We start from the raw sequence: 15,888 nt of genomic DNA, 5'->3' as shown, positions 1-15,888 counted from the left end.
GTAGCAGAGTAGGTTCGGTCATTGAACCCAGTCGGGGTAAATGGTTACAGTGGGCGTCATGGCACTGGGCAAGGACTACGTGACGCAGCAATGCTCGATCGCCCGCGCACTGGAGATCGTCGGCGAACGCTGGACCCTGCTCGTCGTCCGCGACGCCCTCTACGGCGTCCGCCGCTACAACGACTTCCTGGTCCACCTCGGCATTCCGCGCGCGGTCCTGGCCGCCCGCCTCCAGATGCTCACCGAGGAGGGCATCCTCGAGAAGCGCCGGTACCAGGAGTCGCCGCCGCGCGACGAGTACGTCCCCACCGACCGCGGCGCCGCCCTGTGGCCGACCCTGCGCGCCCTCAGCCGCTGGGGCCGCGAGCACCACGGCGACAGCGCGCTCCTCGTCTTCCAGCACGCCGACTGCGGCACCGACCTCGGCCCGTACGGCGAATGCCCGGCCTGCGGGACCGCCGTACCGGTCGAGGACGTCCTCATGCTTCCGGGCCCCGGCCTCGACCCCGACCCCGTGAACCCGGTCAGCCGGGCCCTGCGCAAGCCGAAGAGGCTCATGGAGCCGCTCGTGGTCGATCAGGTATAACCGGAGGAGGGCGCGTGCCGCCGCCGACCGAGGCGGCACGGAAGAGGCCGTGGCCGTGCCGGGAGAGGGGGAGTCGCCGTGAACCGCAGCTGGACCGCAGCGCGTCCCACCGTGAGCCGCGGCTGGACCGCAGCGCGTCCCACCGTGAGCCGCGGCTGGACCCCAGCGCGTCCCGCCGCCGTGCTGCTGCTCCTCGTCCTCGACCTCCTGCTGCTCGACACCGGCAGCCTCTCCGCCGCCGTCGCGCTCGCCGCGACCGCCGCGGCCGGCTCCGCCTTCGCCGCCTGCTCGCTGCTCGCCTCGCGCTGCGCGCCCGCCGTGCCGCCCACCCGGGTCCGTACGGCCATCCGCGACCGGGACCGCCGTACGGCCTTCCTCCCGCAGCGCGACCCCGACGCCAAGGGCCGCCCCCGCCCCCGAGCCCCCGGTCACGCCCTCCGGACGACCACCGCGTAGGGCTTCACCTCCACTGCAGTGCACCCCGCGCGGGTCGTCATGCCGCCTTCACCGCTTCCGGCACGACGAGACCCTCGGAGGGCTCACCCATGTCTGTCTTCGCCGACCTGGTCCAGCACCTGGCCGACCTGCTCCACCCTCTCTTCGGCGCCACCGCGGCCGCCGCCGCGATCGTCCTGTTCACCGCGTTCGTACGACTGCTCGTGCACCCCCTGTCCCGCGCCGCAGCCCGCGGTCAGAAGGCCCGCACCAGGCTCCAGCCGAAGATCGCCGAGCTGCGCAAGAAGCACAAGGACAGTCCCGACCAGCTCCAGAAGGCCGTGCTGGAACTGCACGCCGAGGAAAAGGTCTCACCGCTCTCCGGCTGTCTGCCCGGCCTCCTCCAGATGCCTGCCTTCTTCCTGCTGTACCACCTCTTCTCCAACACCACGATCGGCGGCCGCACCAACGCGCTGCTGGGCCACGAACTCTTCGCCGCGCCGCTCGGCGGACGCTGGGCGGACGCGCTCGGCGACGGCGGGGTGTTCGGGGGAGCGGGGCTCGTCTACGTCTGCCTGTTCGTGTTCGTGATCCTGGTGGCCACCTTCAACTACCGCCGTACCAAGCGGATGATGGCCGCGAATCAGGTCGTGCCGGTGACCGACGGGCAGCCGGTGCCCGGCACCGCCGCGGTGAGCCGGCTCATGCCGTACATGTCCTTCTTCACCCTCTTCACCGTGGCGGTGGTGCCGCTCGCGGCCGCGCTGTACGTGGTGACCAGCTCGACGTGGGCGGCGGTGGAGCGGGCGGTGCTGTATCGCTGAGCGGTGCGGTGGATCTCCGGTCGGTCCAGTCCGTGTCCAGCCCAGTCCAGTCCGTGTCCAGTCCAGTCCGTGAACCAGGTATTGCGGACTGGACGGCGACCTTGGACGATCGACCAGTCATCCGATGGCTGCACCCGTCGGAGGGCGCCCCGCGATCGAGGGAGAAAGTCATCATGAAGCTGCTGCGAGTCGGAACGGCGGGAACGGAGACGCCCGCGCTGCTCGACGCCGACGGGGTCCTGCGGGACCTGTCCGGTGTCGTGGACGACATCGACGGGACGCTGCTCGCCGACGACGCGGCACTCGGCCGGGTCCGCGCGGCCGCGGAGTCCGGGGAACTCCCGGAGCTCGACGCGACCGGACTGCGGGTCGGGCCGCCGCTCGCCCGGATCGGGAAGATCGTCTGCATCGGGCTCAACTACCACGACCACGCCCGCGAGACCGGCGCCGAGCCGCCCACCGAGCCGGTGATCTTCTTCAAGGCCGCGGACACGGTGGTCGGGCCGTACGACACCGTCCTGGTGCCCCGGAAGTCGGAGAAGACCGACTGGGAGGTCGAGCTGGCGGTCGTCATCGGGCGTACGGCCCGCTACCTGGACTCCGCTGAGGAGGCGCTCGCCCATGTCGCCGGGTACGCGGTCGCGCACGACGTGTCCGAGCGGGAGTTCCAGATCGAGCGCGGCGGGACCTGGGACAAGGGGAAGAACTGCGAGACGTTCAACCCCTTGGGCCCGTGGCTGGTGACGGCGGACGAGGTGGGCGATCCCCAGGACCTCGCGCTGAAGCTGTGGGTCAACGGCGACTTGAAGCAGAACGGCACGACCGCGAACCAGATCTTCCCCGTGGGTGAAGTGGTGCGTTACGTCAGCCAGTTCATGACCCTGTACCCCGGTGACGTCATCAACACCGGTACGCCGGCGGGCGTCGCGCTGGGAGAGCCCGAGCCCAAGCCGTACCTGCGGGCGGGGGATGTCGTGGAGCTGGAGATCTCGGGGCTGGGGCGTCAGCGGCAAGAGTTCAAGGATGCCTAAGGGGCGGTGAACGGCGGTTGTTCGGCGCGTGCGGCCCCGTCGTGGCTTGTCCCGCATGAAAACCTCAGGCCAGCAAGGATGCGAGCCTGCGCCAGGCCTCCCGCGGAAGGCTGTAGCGCGGCCCTCCGTCCACCACCTGGAGCGCCACATGGTCCGCGCCCGCCGCGAGGTACTCGTGGATGCGGGCGCGGATCCCGTCCTCGGAGCCCCACGCGAAGACCCCGTCGACCAGACGGTCGCTGCCGCCGTCCTTCAGGTCGTCCTCCGTGAAGCCGTTGCGCAGGAAGTTGTTGGTGTAGTTGGGCAGGCCTAGGTAGACGGCCAGGGAGTCGCGGGCCAGGGCGCGGGCGCGGGTCGGGTCGCTCTCCAGCACCACCTTCAGCTCCGGGGCCAACAGGGGCTGCTCGCCGAGGAGTTCGCGGGACTTCGCGGTCTGCTCCGCGGTGACCAGGTACGGGATGGAGCCGGCTGAACGGTTCCGGGCGAGCTCGATGGTCCTGGGGCCCAGGGCGGCCAGGACCCGGGCCCCGGCCGGGACTCCCGCCGCGTCCAGGGCGTCCAGGTAGGCGACCAGCGCCGAGTACGGACGGCGGTACTGCTCCGCCAACTTGGCGTGGCTGACGCCCAGGCCCAGGGTGAAGCGGCCGGGGTGGGCGGTGTTCAGCTCGGTGAAGCTCGCGGCGGCGGCCTTGGGTTCGTGGTCCCAGATGCTCTGGACGCTGGTGCCGACGACCAGCCGGGAGGTCGCTTCGAGGAGCGGGGCGGCGTTGGCGGCGGAGCTGCTGCCGCCGAGCCAGATCGCGCCGAACCCGAGTTCCTCCAACTCGGCGGCGGCCTCCATGCGTTCACCGTGGAGGGCCGGGTCCTCCCCGCGCAGACCGCCGCCGTTCCAGATGCCGTACGTTCCGATGGTCTTCTTCATGGCAGGTGCCAACGTGGGAGGGCCCGGCGATAATCCCCGCTCGGGCGACCGCTCGGCCGACGCTCGGCCAGCCCCTTGCCGCTAGCGGTCCTTGCCCAGGAACTCCTCCAGCGCCTCCACGACGAAACGGTGGTCCTGGAGCTGGGGCAGCCCCGACACCGTGACCGTGCCGACGACGCCCACGCCCTCGACCGTGACGGGGAACGAGCCGCCGTGGGCCGCGTACACGTCGGGGTCCAGGCGCGAGGACTCCTCGAAGGTGCTGCCCTTGGCGCGGAAGCGGGCGCCGACCAGGTAGGAGGCGGAGCCGTAGCGCTCCACGACCCGGCGCTTGCGGTCGATCCAGGCGTCGTTGTCCGGGGTGGAGCCCGGCAGGGCCGCGTGGAAGAGCTGCTGGCCGCCGCGGTGGATGTCGATGGCCACCGGTGCCTGCCGCTCCCGGGCCATGTCGACCAGGAGCGAGCCCAGCGCCCACGCGTCCTCGTGGGTGAACTGCCGGAAGACCAGGCGCCGTTCCTGCGCCTCCAGCTCCTCCAGGGGAGGGGTGAGTTCCGGGTGGAACTTCGGGGTCAACTCGGTGTTGTGGGTCACAGCTCCACCGCCACTCCGTCGCGGGCCGAACGGCGCGCCGCCTCCAGTACGTCGAGGGCGGCGGCCGCCTCCAGCGCGGTTACCGGGTTGGTGCCGCCCTCGGAAAGGGCCCTGGCCACGGCCGCATAGTAAGCCGGGTAGTCGCCGGGCAGGGTGGGGACGGGGCTGCCGCCGCCGGTCACGGGGGATTCACCGGCACCGAGCCGGCCCCACAGCGACTCGGGCTCGCGGCCCCACTCGGCCGACGTCCCGGGTCGCTCGCCCTCCCTGAGTGCCGCCTCCTGCGGGTCGAGGCCGTACTTCACATAGCCGGCCTTCGAGCCCAGCACCCGGAAACGGGGGCCGAGTTGGGCGGTGGTGGCGGAGACGTAGAGGTGGCTGCGGACCCCGCTCGCGTGGGTGACCGCGAGGAACGTGTCGTCGTCGATGGAGGCGCCCGGGCGGCGGATGTCCGTCTCGGCGTAGACGGTGGCGGCGGGGCCGAAGAGGGTGAGCGCCTGGTCGACGACATGGCTGCCGAGGTCGTAGAGCAGACCTCCGATCTCTGCGGGGTCGCCGGACTCCCGCCAGCCGCCCTTGGGCTGCGGCCGCCAGCGCTCGAAACGGGACTCGAAGCGCCATACGTCGCCGAGTTCGCCCTCGTCGAGCAGCTTGCGCAGGGTCAGGAAGTCGTTGTCCCAGCGGCGGTTCTGGAAGACGGAGAGCAGCAGGCCGCGCTCCTCGGCGAGGGCGGCGAGCTCGCGGGCCTCGGCCGCCGTGCCCGCGACCGGCTTGTCGACCACGACGGGCAGGCCGGCCTTCAGGGCGGTCGTGGCGAGCGGCACGTGCGTCCTGTTGGGCGATGCGATGACGATCAGGTCCAGGTCGGCGGCGCGGGCGAAGAGCTCGTCGGTGTCGGCGACGGTACGGACGTCCGGGTGCTCGGCGCGGGCCTGTTCCTGCCGCTCGGGGTTCGAGGTGACCACCGTGTCGAGAACGAGGCCCTCGGTGGCGGCGATCAGCGGGGCATGGAAGACGGAACCCGCGAGGCCGTAGCCGACGAGGCCCACGCGGAGGTCAGCAGCAGTCATACCACCCACTTTCGCAACGCTGTTGCCAAAGTGCAAGCGCGGAGGAGAATGGACGACGTGAGCGGGATGAGCGGAGAGCGGACGGGTGGTGGGGTGCGGGTCGCCGGTGAGGGGGCGCGGAAGCTGGGCGAGGCCCGGAAGGCGGGCGAGGTCCGGGCGGCGGTCGGTGCGGGTGGCGCGGGTGTCAATCTGCCGGCTCTGCGCAGCCACAACACCGCGCTTGTGCTGGACCTGCTGCGGCGGGCCGGCGTCGAGGGGATCAGCCGGCTGGAGCTCGCCGAACGCACAAGGCTGACCCCCCAGGCCGTCAGCAAGATCACCGGGCGGTTGCGGGACGCGGGGCTCGCGGCCGAGGCGGGACGCCGGGCCTCGACGGGCGGCAAGCCGCGGACCGTACTGCGCCTGGTACCGGAGGCGGGCCACGCGGTCGGCGTCCACCTGGACCGAGACGCCCTGCGCCTGGTGCTGGTGGACCTCGCGGGCACGGTGGTGGGGGAGCGGTGCACCGAACTGGACCTCGGCGCGGGCACTGAGGCGGTGGTCGCGGCGGTCGCGGGGGAGGTGGAGGCGCTGGTGGACGGGTGGGCCCGGGGCGGCGGGGGGCCTCTCCTCGGAGTCGGCGTGGCCCTCCCCGGACCCCTCGATCACACCCGGGGCGTGCTGCATCGGGTCACCGGGTTCGCCGAGTGGGACGGGTTTCCGCTGCGGGACGCGCTCGGGGAGCGGCTCGGGGTGCCGGTGGCCGTGGACAAGGACACCAACGCCGCGGCGCTGGGGCTCGCCGTCGCCGGGGAGCGGGGCTCGTTCGCGTATCTGCATCTCGGTACCGGCCTCGGCGCAGGACTCGTGATCGACGGAGTCGTGCGGCGGGGCGCGAGGACCGCGGCCGGGGAGTTCGGGCACCAGGTCGTCCAGCTCGACGGCCCGCCCTGCGACTGCGGCGACCGCGGCTGTGTCGAGGCGCTCTGCCTCACGGCGGTGTCCCGCGGCGACCTCGCCGAGGCGGCCCGCGTCCTCGGCATCGCGGCCGGCAACCTCGTCGCCCTGCTCGACATCGACGTGGTCCTGCTGGGCGGCCGTACCGTCACCGGCGCCCCCGAGGTGTTCCTACGGGGCGTCGAAGCCGTCCTCGACGAGCGCGCCCGGCGCGCGGGCGAGCCGCCGGTCCCCGTGCGGACCGTGCCCGGAGACATCGCCGAGGGCGCGGCCCAGCTGGTCCTGGCCCCCCTCTTCGGCCGGGCGGACGCCTGAGGGCGGGCCCGGTCGGCCGATCGGGCGGTCTGCGGGGACCGTTCGAGGGCACCCGCCGGAATGGTGCCGCGCAGAGGCGATCCCGTCCGGCATGGTCATGTGTTCATGCGACTGTCCACTTCCGCCCACCTCGGTCTCGCGGCGGCAGCCGCCCTCCTCCTGCCCACGCCCCCCGCGCCCGCGGACCCCGGATCCGGCCGCGGCGACTTCCCGATCACCACCCGTGTCCACGGCGGCCCCGACACCTACGTGGCCGGCGGCGGCTTCGGCACCTGGTACCTGGACCTCACCAACACCACCGCCCGCACCTGGAGCGACATCCACCCCGTCGTCGTCCTCGTCGACGACCGCCGCGCGCTGCGACCCGCCCAGCCCCGGATGGAGTTCTACGACGGCGAGCGCGCCCACCCCGTCCGCTTCGAGAAGACCGACGCCGAGGAACTCGTCGGCGCCTTCGACGACGGCTTCCCCGGCTTCACCGTCGCCCCCGGCAAGACCCTCACGGTGCGGATCCGCCTGGCCCTCACCGCAGACACCGCTCCCGACGACGTCACCGTCAACGCGGCCGTCGTCCAGCGCCACGACGACGACGGCGACTGGGTGGGCCAGTCCAACGACTACCGCTTCGGCGTCGAGAGCGAAGCCGGGGACGCCGAGACCCCCGGGACCGGAACCGCGACCGGCGACGCGCGGCTCCCCTTCGCCGACGAACTCGCCCGCACCGGCCTCGGCTCCGTCACCGGCGTCGCCCTCGCCGCCACCGTGGCGCTCCTGGCCACCGGCGGCGCGATCCTGCTTACCCGCAGACGCCGGTGACGGTCGGCACGGCGGCCACGGCGGCCATCGCGGACACGGCGGTCAGATGCGGTCGACCAGGTCCGCGATGGAGTCCACGACCTTCGTCGGCCGGTACGGGTAGCGGTCGATGTCCCCCTTGCCCGTCAGCCCGGTCAGCACGAGGAAGGTCTCCATGCCCGCCTCCAGACCGGCCAGGACGTCCGTGTCCATCCGGTCGCCGATCATCGCGCTGGTCTCCGAGTGCGCGCCGATGGTGTTCAGCGCGGTCCGCATCATCAGCGGGTTGGGCTTGCCGATGAAGTACGGCTCCTTGCCGGTCGCCTTGGTGATCAGCGCGGCCACGGACCCGGTCGCCGGAAGCGCGCCCTCGGGGGAGGGCCCGGTGTTGTCGGGGTTGGTGGCGATGAACCGGGCCCCGTCGTTGATCAGCCGGATGGCCTTGGTCAGCGCCTCGAAGGAGTACGTCCGGGTCTCCCCGAGAATCACGAAGTCGGGGTCGGAATCGGTGAGGACGTATCCGGTGTCGTGCAGTGCCGTGGTCAGGCCCGCCTCCCCGATCACGTACGCGGTCCCGCCGGGGTGCTGGTTGTCCAGGAAGCTGGCGGTGGCCAGGGCGGAGGTCCAGATGTTCTCCGTCGGCACGTCGAGGCCGATCCGGCTCAGCCGGGCGTGCAGATCACGCGCGGTGTAGATCGAGTTGTTCGTCAGCACCAGGAACGGCCGACCCGAGTCCCGCAGCTTCTTGATGAAGGCGTCCGCGCCGGGCACCGGGATGCCCTCGTGCATCAGCACCCCGTCCATGTCGGTGAGCCACGATTCGATGGGCTTGCGCTCTGTCATGGGCGGGGACTCCTGCGTGCGGTGAACGGGTGAGACGACCATGCTATGCAGCCGCCCCGCGACGGCAACGAACGTCCTCCGGCGTCTCGCTCCCCGGTCACCGCCCGACCGTCCCGGATCCCTCGTTTCCGCTGCTCCGAGGCGTCGGCCGTCCCCCATCCGGAGCAGTGACCGGGCACCCCGGGATGCGGGCCAGGCCGCCCCGCGGGACGCTCCAGACATCTGGAGGTTCACGATGGGTTCCCTACGTCTCACTCTCTGTGGCGCGGCCCTGGCCGTCGCCGCCCTCACCCCGGTCGCCCAGGCGGCGGACGGCGGCAGCGTCTCGGTCACCCCCTCGACCCCCGCCCCCGGCGCCGACCTCGCCCTGCGGGTGAAGGGCTGCGCGGGGAAGACGGCGACCGCCGTCTCGGCCGCGTTCGTCGCCGACGCCCGGCTGACCGGGTCGGGCGGCAGCCTCGCCGGCGAGACCCGGGTCCGCTCCTCGATCAAGCCCGGCGCCTACGACGTGAAGATCACCTGCGTCGACTTCGAGGTGAAGGGCCGCATCACGGTCGTAGCGGCGAAGGGAGGGGGCACCGCCCCCTCGGCCACGGCACCGGCGTCCCCCGCCGCCCCCGTCGACGCGGGCGGCGGCTGGAGCGCCACCCACCTCTCCGCCATGCAGCCCCGCGCCACCGGACCCGGCACCGGGCACGCGGTGACCGGGCTGGTGCTCGCCGGGGTCGCGGCGGTGGCCGTCGTGCTGCGGAGCACCCGCCGGAGCCGCAGGGCGGACTGACCGGCGATGTCCGACCGACGCACCGAACGCTTCGCCGACCAGGGCGACACCCCCGGACGGGTCCGCGGCTCCGGCTCCGGCCGGCTGCTGACCGGTGTGGCCTGGGCGATGCTGCTGCTCGGCCTGTGGTTGTGGGGGCGCGAGGTGACCGACGTACCGCCCGGTCTGACCGCGCTCGCCAGCGGTGACGTGGCCGGGGTCGGCCGCCCGCCCGGATCCGCCGACCTGCCGCCCGCCGCGAAGCCCCTGAAGGGGGCGCGGCCCCAGCGCCTGGACATCCCGGACCTGGGCGTGCAGGCACCGGTGGTGGCCCGCGGCCTCGACGCGCGGGGCGCCCTCGAACCACCGCCCTTCGACCAGCCCGGGATCGTCGGCTGGTACGGGGCCGGGGCGAAACCGGGGGCCGCCGGGACCGCCCTGATGGTGGGGCACGTCGACACCGAGACCCGGCCCGCCGTCTTCTACAAGCTCAGCACCCTCGAGCCCGGCGAGAGGATCCGGGTGGTCCGCGACGACGGCCGCGTCGCCGAGTTCACCGTCGACGACGTCCAGGTCATCACCCGGGACGACTTCGACGCCCACCGGGCCTACGGCCCCCGCGAGCCGGGCCGCGCCGAACTGCGCCTGATCACCTGCGGCGGCACCTTCGACCGGGCCAGCCGCAGCTACACGGCGAACGTGGTCGTCTCGGCGTATCTGACCGGCACCGGCCCCTAGGAATCGGGGCCGGGCGGAACCCGGCCCGGTCGGCGACCCGCTCCCCCGAAGTCGCCGACCGGGCTGGTCCTCGACCGCGCGCGCTCGGGCTGCGGGAGTAACCCGGCGACGGCGCGGGAGGCCTGCGAGGCGCGGTGGGTGCTGACTGCGGCCAGGGGCTGGGGCCGAATCACTACCGAAAGACTCTAGAACGGATGAGCGCCCGGGCCTAGAGCCCGGTCGACGGCAGGCCCTGGCCCTCCGTCCGCACCCTGGTGGCTCCCGGACAAGGTTCGGACGACCCCGTGGGCGGCGCCGCCCGATGTGTCACGATTGAGACTTGCCACAGTGCACCCAGGGGGGAATTGGATGTACGTCAGCAGGCGGGCCAGGACGGCCACCCGCGCAGGGGCCGGTGCGGCGGTGCTGGGGGCGGCACTGCTGCTGGCCGCGTGTTCCACGTCGGACGGCGGGCAGGAGGGGGACGAGGGCGACAAGCCCGGTGCGGGCATCACCCAGCAGCCCAAGGAGGCCGACCCGTTCTGGGTCAACCCGGACGGCAACGCGGCCAGGCAGGTCGCCGCGTACGAGAAGAGCGGCAAGGGCGCCGAGGCCGAGCAGATCCGCAAGATCGCCCAGCAGCCCACCGGCGAGTGGGTCGGCGTGGAGCAACCCGAGCAGGAGGCACGCGGCTTCACCGAGGCCGCGGACAAGGCGGGCCGCAGAGCCCTGCTGGTCCTCTACAACATCCCGCACCGCGACTGCGGCCAGTACTCCCAGGGCGGCGCCGCCGACGGCAACGCCTACCGGGCCTGGATCGACGGCGTGGCGGCGGGCATCGGCGACCGCGCGGCCACGGTGATCCTCGAACCGGACGCCGTACTGCACCTGGTCGACGGCTGCACGAAGGACGAGTTCCACGAGGAGCGCTACAACCTCCTCAGCGGGGCCGTCGAGAAGCTCAAGTCCCTGAAGAACACGAAGGTCTACCTGGACGCGGGCAACGCGGGCTGGGGCCACCCCGACCAGATCTACGAGCCCCTCAAGCGGGCGGGCATCGCCAAGGCCGACGGCTTCTCGGTGAACGTCTCCAACTTCTACTCCACCGAGGACTCCATCGCCTACGGCAAGCAGCTCTCCTCGAAGGTCGGCGACAAGCACTTCGTCATCGACACCAGCCGCAACGGCAACGGCCCGTACAAGTCCGGTGACGAGAAGGAGCGTTGGTGCAACCCACCGGGCAGGGCCCTGGGGGAGACACCGACGATCAAGACGGCGGACCCGCTGGTCGACGCCTACTTGTGGGTCAAGCGCCCAGGAGAGTCGGACGGCGAGTGCAAGGGCGGCCCGAAGGCGGGGGAGTGGTGGTCGACCTACGCATTGACACTGGCGCGAGCTTCAACACCCTAGGGGCGCGGGGCTGTATCGATGTGCGGCTCCGCCGCGTGGGCGCGACCAGCCACAACGCTCCCGCACCCGAATGACAAAGGTGCGGGAGCGTTCCTTGGCTTTACGGCACCCGAACCCACTGAGCCTTGGACGGCGTCCCCTGATCGTCATCGACGAACAGCATGTACCACCCCGACTGCACCAGGTTCCTGTTCTGAGGCATCGTCACCTTCACCTTGTCCCCCGACACGGTGAACTTCATTTCGACGGACCGCTGATCCACATCCGTCACATGAGTCGACGCACTTGGCCGGATCAACCGCACCTTCTTGATCACAGAAGCCTGCGGAGAGGTGAACGTCCCGGACGCACCCCGCGCGATCGTCTGCGGCCCCCCGGACAGCGAAGGACGCGAATCCCGGTACAGATAAGGCGGCGTGTAGATCTCGATCCGCTGCTCGAACACCCCCGGCTTCGTGTTCGCCGCATCCCCGTACAGGGAGTCCGAGCCGAAGAACATCACCCGCCCGTCCGGCAGCAGCAGCGACCCGGAGTGGTAGTTCCGCCCCACGAGGGGATCGGCCACCGACTCGAACGTGTTCGTGTCCGGGTGGTACAGCCGTGCCTGGAGGATGTTGGAGTTCCCGCGCCCGCGGTAGTCCTCCGACCCCCCGGACACCAGCACGCTGTCGTCGGGAAGGATCGACGCCTGCGGATACCGCGTCCCCTTCTCCAGCGCCGGCCCGTCGACGAAGCGCGGGCTGTCCGCCTTCAGGTCGACGATCCGCGTCCGGTTGCTGGACTGCGCGGACTCACCGACCCCGCCCCCGCCGATCACCATGAACTTCTCGTCCTGGGCCGGAGGCAGCAGAACCGTGCCGGAGGTCTCCATCTCCTTGGCGTCGCTGAGCCCCGGGATCTTCGTGAAGCTGTTGCCGGCCACGTCCCAGATCCCGGGGTCACGGCCCACGTTGTCCGGCCCGTACCCTGCGTTCGACCCCGAGTAGAAGATCTTGCCGTTCTGCATGAGGAACAGCGCTGGGTAGGTCGGGAACTGCCGGATCTTCGACGTGTACGTCCACTTCTTCGTCTTCGGGTCGAAGACCTCGTTCTTGCCCGGCACCAGCTGACCGATGTCGTCGAGCCCGGAGACGCTGAGGATCCTCCCGTCGCTCAGGGTGGTGAGCGTCGGGTACCAGCGGGCCTCCTTCATCGGGTCGACCTTGATGTACTTCTCGGCGACCGGGTCGAACTCGAAGGCGTCCCGGATCCCCTGGAAGTCCTTCTTGTCGAGGGCCAGTTTCTGCGCGATGCCGTAGGTGTTGCGCGCGTCCGCCCCGGTCAGCCCGTGGATCCGGTAGTTGTCCTGGGTGCCGGTCTCGTACTTGCGCCCGCTCTTCTGCGCCTCGACGTAGATCCGCCCGAGCCCGGGGTCGTTGCGCAGGAACTTCCCGGTCTTCCTGTCGAAGACCTTCGTGGCCCGCTCGACGACGACCGGGTCCTTGGAGACGAAGGTCTTGCCGCCCTCCTTGCCGGTGAATCTGGTGCCCGCGGGCAGGGTGATCGGCTTGTCCGGGTTCTCGTTGTGGACGATCATCAGGCCGCCGGCCTTCGTCACGTCCCCCTTGAGCTTCTCGTAGCGCTTGGTGCCACCGGCGATCAGCAGATTGCCGTTCGCGAGCTGGGTGTGCCCGGTGCAGAACAGGTCGCTCGGCGTCGGCACCTTCTTGATCGTGCCCTTGACCGGGTCCCAGATCCGGGTGTCGAACCTCTTCGCGTCGAAGTTGTCCTGGTTGTTGCCGGACCCCGCCACCAGCAGCACCTTGCCGGTGCGCAGCAGCGCCGCGTGGATGGTGTTCTGCCGGTACTCCTTCGGGAACTCGACGATCTCCCACTTGCCGTTCGCGGCTTTGTACTCGGGCTTGTTGATTTGGTACTGGTGGTATTTCGCCGTCCCGAAGCGGTACAGCCACGGGCCGTTCATCCCGGCCAGCGCCAAGACCACCGCCGTACCGATCGCGAGACGACGGGCGCGGCGGCGGCCTGCACGGTCGTTCATTCCTTACGTCCCCCGAATCCACCGAGGGCGATCTGCATCGTCTGGTCCTTGCCCTCGTCCTGCGTGTGCGTCTCCGCCCAGCTCGGCTTCTGCGCCGGAGCGTGCGGGGCGGCGGGCCGTGGCTGCGCTTGCGCCTGCGGCTGGTGGTACGGCGTCCGCGCCTCGGCGTGTGCCGGCAGCTGGGCCGGGACCACTGTCTGCGGCGGTGATGCGGCGGACCTCTTGCGGGTCTGCCGCAGCATGTGCCGCCAGGTGAGGATCGGTGTCGCCGTGATCAGCATGGCGAAGGTGGCCCAGATGATCATCGCGGGGTGCGAGTGCCCCAGGGCGACGCCGGCGCCGATCGAGCCGCCGAAGATCGCGATGAAGTACCAGTGGTAGCGGAAGGTGCCGAACCACCGGTCGGGGCTGGCCGAGTCGCCCTTGGGCGTGACCACGAACTTGCTCTTGCGTCGCAGCACCGCGTCGACCAGCGCCTTCGCGTACAGCGGGGCGGACAGCGCCGACATCACCATGCCCGCGACGCCGCCGGATCCCTCGGGCTCGTGCGGGGAGACGTTGTGGCGGCGGTTCCAGATGTACAGGCCGATCTGGAGCGCGGAGGCGTTGCCGTAGAGCATCAGCCACACGGTGGGGTCGATGTTCACACCCGAGGCGCCCAGGCCCAGGAACAGCGCGCAGCTCAGGGCGGCGAGGATCCAGTTGAGGGCGGACATCGGGTAGAAGATGATCATCATCGTGTAGTTGAAGAGCTTGGTCGGCGGCAGCGAGTACCAGCCCTTCCAGTACTGCTTGAGGATCGTCTCGTACGTCCCTCGCGACCAGCGCATCTGCTGGGTGAAGAAGTCCGTCCAGGCACTCGGGCCCTCACCGACCGCGAGCACGTCCGGGGTGTAGACCGAGCGCCACTTCCTCCCGGTGGCCGGGTTCTTGTGGCGGTGCATCTCGAACCCGGTCGCCATGTCCTCGGTGATCGAGTCGTACAGCCCGCCGATCTGCTTGAGCGCGCTGATCCGTACGGCGTTGGAGGTGCCCACGAACATGGGGGCGCCGTACTTGTTGCCGGCCCGCTGGATCAGGGCGTGGAAGAGGAACTGCTGGGACTCGGCGGCCTTGGTGACGAAGTTGTCGTAGTTGCCGTAGACCTGCGGGCCGATCACGAAGCCGACGTCCGGGTCGCGGAAGAAGCCGAGCATCCGCTCCAGGTAGTTGGGCAGCGGCACGTGGTCGGTGTCGACCGAGGCGAAGAAGTCGTACTGGTCGCCGTGCGCGTCCAGCCAGGCGTTGTAGTTGCCGTGCTTGGTCCTGGCCCGGTGCGCGCCCTTGGGCTGGTTCCACTTCTCGACGCCCTTGCGGGAGAAGTGGTGCACACCGAGGCGCGCGCAGACCTCCTTGACCGCCGGGTCGTCGCCCTCGTCCAGGAGCCAGACGTGCATGAGGCCGCGGTGGCGGATCCTGACCGCGGCTTCCAGGGTCTTCGTCACCATCTCCAGCGGCTCCTTGCCGGGCACGAAGGAGGTGAGGAAGGCGACTCTGGTGCCGGTCTCGGGGACCACCGGGATCGGGTCCCGGGCGACCAATGTGGCGTGCGCGTTGGACAGGACGTTCATGCAGCGGAAGAACTCGATCAGGCCGATCGAGACGAGCATGACGATGTCCAGGGCCGGCAGCCACGAGAAGGCCGGGTAGTCGCGCTCGGTCCAGTGTTCGGGCTGGAGCAGCCAGCCCAGCAGGACCAGGGAGAGCAGCGGGGCCGCGGCGAGCATCAGTGCGACTCTGATGCGGTGCGGCTCCTGTGAGATCAGCGAGCGGTACTGGACCCTGTAGGGCTTGCCCGGGTCGGGCTGGGTGAGAGGACCTGCCAGTCTGCTGTAGTGCTCGTAGTCGTACTTCGGAAGCGTCCTCTCCATGTGGCGCGGAGCGCCGGTCCGATGCGAAGGCAGCCTGAACTGAGTGGTTTCGGACGGGTCGAAGTTCTGCCGGGCGCCCGTCGGCGTCGACGTCATGAGTCATCCCCCCACACGCGGACGGGGCCGCGTGTTGTCGTTTCCTTACGGCTGGTCCGGTCCCCCTCGACCTTCACAGACGTATCAGTGGTGTGCCGCAGTCACCACAATCCTCACCATGTCAGACATGTGAAAGCGGCCTTCCGGTTGCAGACGCCCCCTCCGGCATCCTCGGCAGCGGGGCCCCTTTCCCCGCAACTCTGGCAACCGTCTCCTTGCCCCCCAACTGCCGCGTATACGCAGCATCTTGAAATCCAGGGTTCTACGGTGCTCATCATGATCGCAAGATGCGAAACGCGGTGTTTACCGGTCATACGTGTTCATTGTTGCGCCTCTCGCACAAGAAGACCCACGCTTTGAGAAAGGGCCCACCGGGACCGCCACACCACGAGGAACGGTCGAATATGCGTGCGCCCCGACGCGAGATTCCCGACAACGCCGAAGGCCCCCCGTTTCCACGGAGGGCCTTCGATCATGCGTGCGCCGCCAGGGACTCGAACCCCGGACCCGCTGATGCTGCATCTCCCGGGGGATGACCCCCGGACCCCCAGCCGCCTGCAGTGGACGCAAAAAATGAAGACCCCCCGCTCTCGCGAAAGGCCTTCACTG

The 15,888-nt window shown here is 70.6% G+C and carries 15 protein-coding genes; 9 read left to right on the top strand and 6 right to left on the bottom strand.

Features of this window, described 5'->3' with window-relative positions; translation table 11 throughout:
• Positions 1-58 precede the first annotated feature (58 nt).
• The 4 genes from H295_RS0129400 to H295_RS0129385 all read left to right on the top strand — a co-directional run bounded on the left by H295_RS0129400 (position 59) and on the right by H295_RS0129385 (position 2,876).
• A complete protein-coding gene (locus H295_RS0129400; RefSeq protein ID WP_020138930.1) occupies positions 59-586 on the top strand; it encodes a winged helix-turn-helix transcriptional regulator in 528 nt (175 codons plus the stop codon).
• Positions 587-730: 144 nt separating this feature from the next.
• Entirely contained in the window at positions 731-1,042 is a 312-nt protein-coding gene (locus tag H295_RS0129395; RefSeq protein ID WP_028809857.1) for a DUF6412 domain-containing protein, read from the top strand.
• A gap of 89 nt (positions 1,043-1,131) precedes the next feature.
• A complete protein-coding gene (locus tag H295_RS0129390; protein WP_020138928.1) occupies positions 1,132-1,845 on the top strand; it encodes a YidC/Oxa1 family membrane protein insertase in 714 nt (237 codons plus the stop codon).
• A gap of 173 nt (positions 1,846-2,018) precedes the next feature.
• A complete protein-coding gene (locus H295_RS0129385; protein ID WP_020138927.1) occupies positions 2,019-2,876 on the top strand; it encodes a fumarylacetoacetate hydrolase family protein in 858 nt (285 codons plus the stop codon).
• Positions 2,877-2,940: 64 nt separating this feature from the next.
• On the opposite strand, the gene H295_RS0129380 is transcribed toward H295_RS0129385, so the two are convergent.
• The 3 genes from H295_RS0129380 to H295_RS0129370 all read right to left on the bottom strand — a co-directional run bounded on the left by H295_RS0129380 (position 2,941) and on the right by H295_RS0129370 (position 5,459).
• Positions 2,941-3,798 (bottom strand): LLM class F420-dependent oxidoreductase, encoded by an 858-nt coding sequence (locus H295_RS0129380; protein WP_020138926.1) that lies wholly within the window; start codon positions 3,796-3,798, stop codon positions 2,941-2,943.
• A gap of 81 nt (positions 3,799-3,879) precedes the next feature.
• The gene (locus H295_RS0129375) at positions 3,880-4,389 is read right to left on the bottom strand and encodes a heme-degrading domain-containing protein (RefSeq protein ID WP_020138925.1); all 510 of its coding nucleotides are present in this window, start codon (positions 4,387-4,389) and stop codon (positions 3,880-3,882) included.
• The gene (locus tag H295_RS0129370) at positions 4,386-5,459 is read right to left on the bottom strand and encodes a Gfo/Idh/MocA family oxidoreductase (RefSeq protein WP_043218146.1); all 1,074 of its coding nucleotides are present in this window, start codon (positions 5,457-5,459) and stop codon (positions 4,386-4,388) included. Before H295_RS0129370 ends, H295_RS0129375 begins: the two co-directional genes overlap by 4 nt.
• 66 nt (positions 5,460-5,525) lie before the next feature.
• On the opposite strand from H295_RS0129370, the gene H295_RS0129365 reads away from it, so the two are divergent.
• Both H295_RS0129365 and H295_RS0129360 read left to right on the top strand, forming a co-directional pair.
• Positions 5,526-6,710: an ROK family transcriptional regulator gene (locus H295_RS0129365; protein WP_051135631.1), complete on the top strand. Its 1,185-nt coding sequence runs from the start codon at positions 5,526-5,528 to the stop codon at positions 6,708-6,710.
• A 99-nt stretch (positions 6,711-6,809) separates the two neighbouring features.
• On the top strand, positions 6,810-7,526 hold the full coding sequence (locus tag H295_RS0129360; protein WP_020138922.1) for a hypothetical protein: 717 nt from the start codon (positions 6,810-6,812) through the stop codon (positions 7,524-7,526).
• A gap of 42 nt (positions 7,527-7,568) precedes the next feature.
• Here the strand turns inward: H295_RS0129360 and H295_RS0129355 are convergent, their stop codons facing one another.
• A complete protein-coding gene (locus tag H295_RS0129355; RefSeq protein ID WP_020138921.1) occupies positions 7,569-8,348 on the bottom strand; it encodes an HAD-IIA family hydrolase in 780 nt (259 codons plus the stop codon).
• Positions 8,349-8,583: 235 nt separating this feature from the next.
• Here H295_RS0129355 and H295_RS0129350 point away from each other — a divergent pair, with 235 nt between their 5' ends.
• The 3 genes from H295_RS0129350 to H295_RS0129340 all read left to right on the top strand — a co-directional run bounded on the left by H295_RS0129350 (position 8,584) and on the right by H295_RS0129340 (position 11,235).
• Complete coding sequence (locus tag H295_RS0129350) at positions 8,584-9,129, top strand: hypothetical protein (RefSeq protein ID WP_020138920.1); 546 nt, start codon at positions 8,584-8,586, stop codon at positions 9,127-9,129.
• 6 nt (positions 9,130-9,135) lie between these two features.
• A complete protein-coding gene (locus tag H295_RS0129345) occupies positions 9,136-9,846 on the top strand; it encodes a class F sortase (protein ID WP_020138919.1) in 711 nt (236 codons plus the stop codon).
• 348 nt (positions 9,847-10,194) lie between these two features.
• On the top strand, positions 10,195-11,235 hold the full coding sequence (locus H295_RS0129340) for a glycoside hydrolase family 6 protein (protein WP_020138918.1): 1,041 nt from the start codon (positions 10,195-10,197) through the stop codon (positions 11,233-11,235).
• 100 nt (positions 11,236-11,335) lie between these two features.
• On the opposite strand, the gene H295_RS0129335 is transcribed toward H295_RS0129340, so the two are convergent.
• Both H295_RS0129335 and H295_RS0129330 read right to left on the bottom strand, forming a co-directional pair.
• Positions 11,336-13,273 carry a kelch motif-containing protein gene (locus H295_RS0129335; protein ID WP_020138917.1) on the bottom strand — a complete coding sequence of 646 codons (1,938 nt, stop codon included), beginning with the start codon at positions 13,271-13,273 and terminating at the stop codon, positions 11,336-11,338.
• Entirely contained in the window at positions 13,270-15,279 is a 2,010-nt protein-coding gene (locus tag H295_RS0129330; protein WP_020138916.1) for a glycosyltransferase family 2 protein, read from the bottom strand. Before H295_RS0129330 ends, H295_RS0129335 begins: the two co-directional genes overlap by 4 nt.
• Positions 15,280-15,888 lie beyond the last annotated feature (609 nt).

The organism is Streptomyces sp. 351MFTsu5.1 (genome assembly GCF_000383655.1).
Taxonomy (GTDB): domain Bacteria; phylum Actinomycetota; class Actinomycetes; order Streptomycetales; family Streptomycetaceae; genus Streptomyces; species Streptomyces griseorubiginosus.
This window is presented reverse-complemented; position numbering and strand designations above follow the sequence as displayed.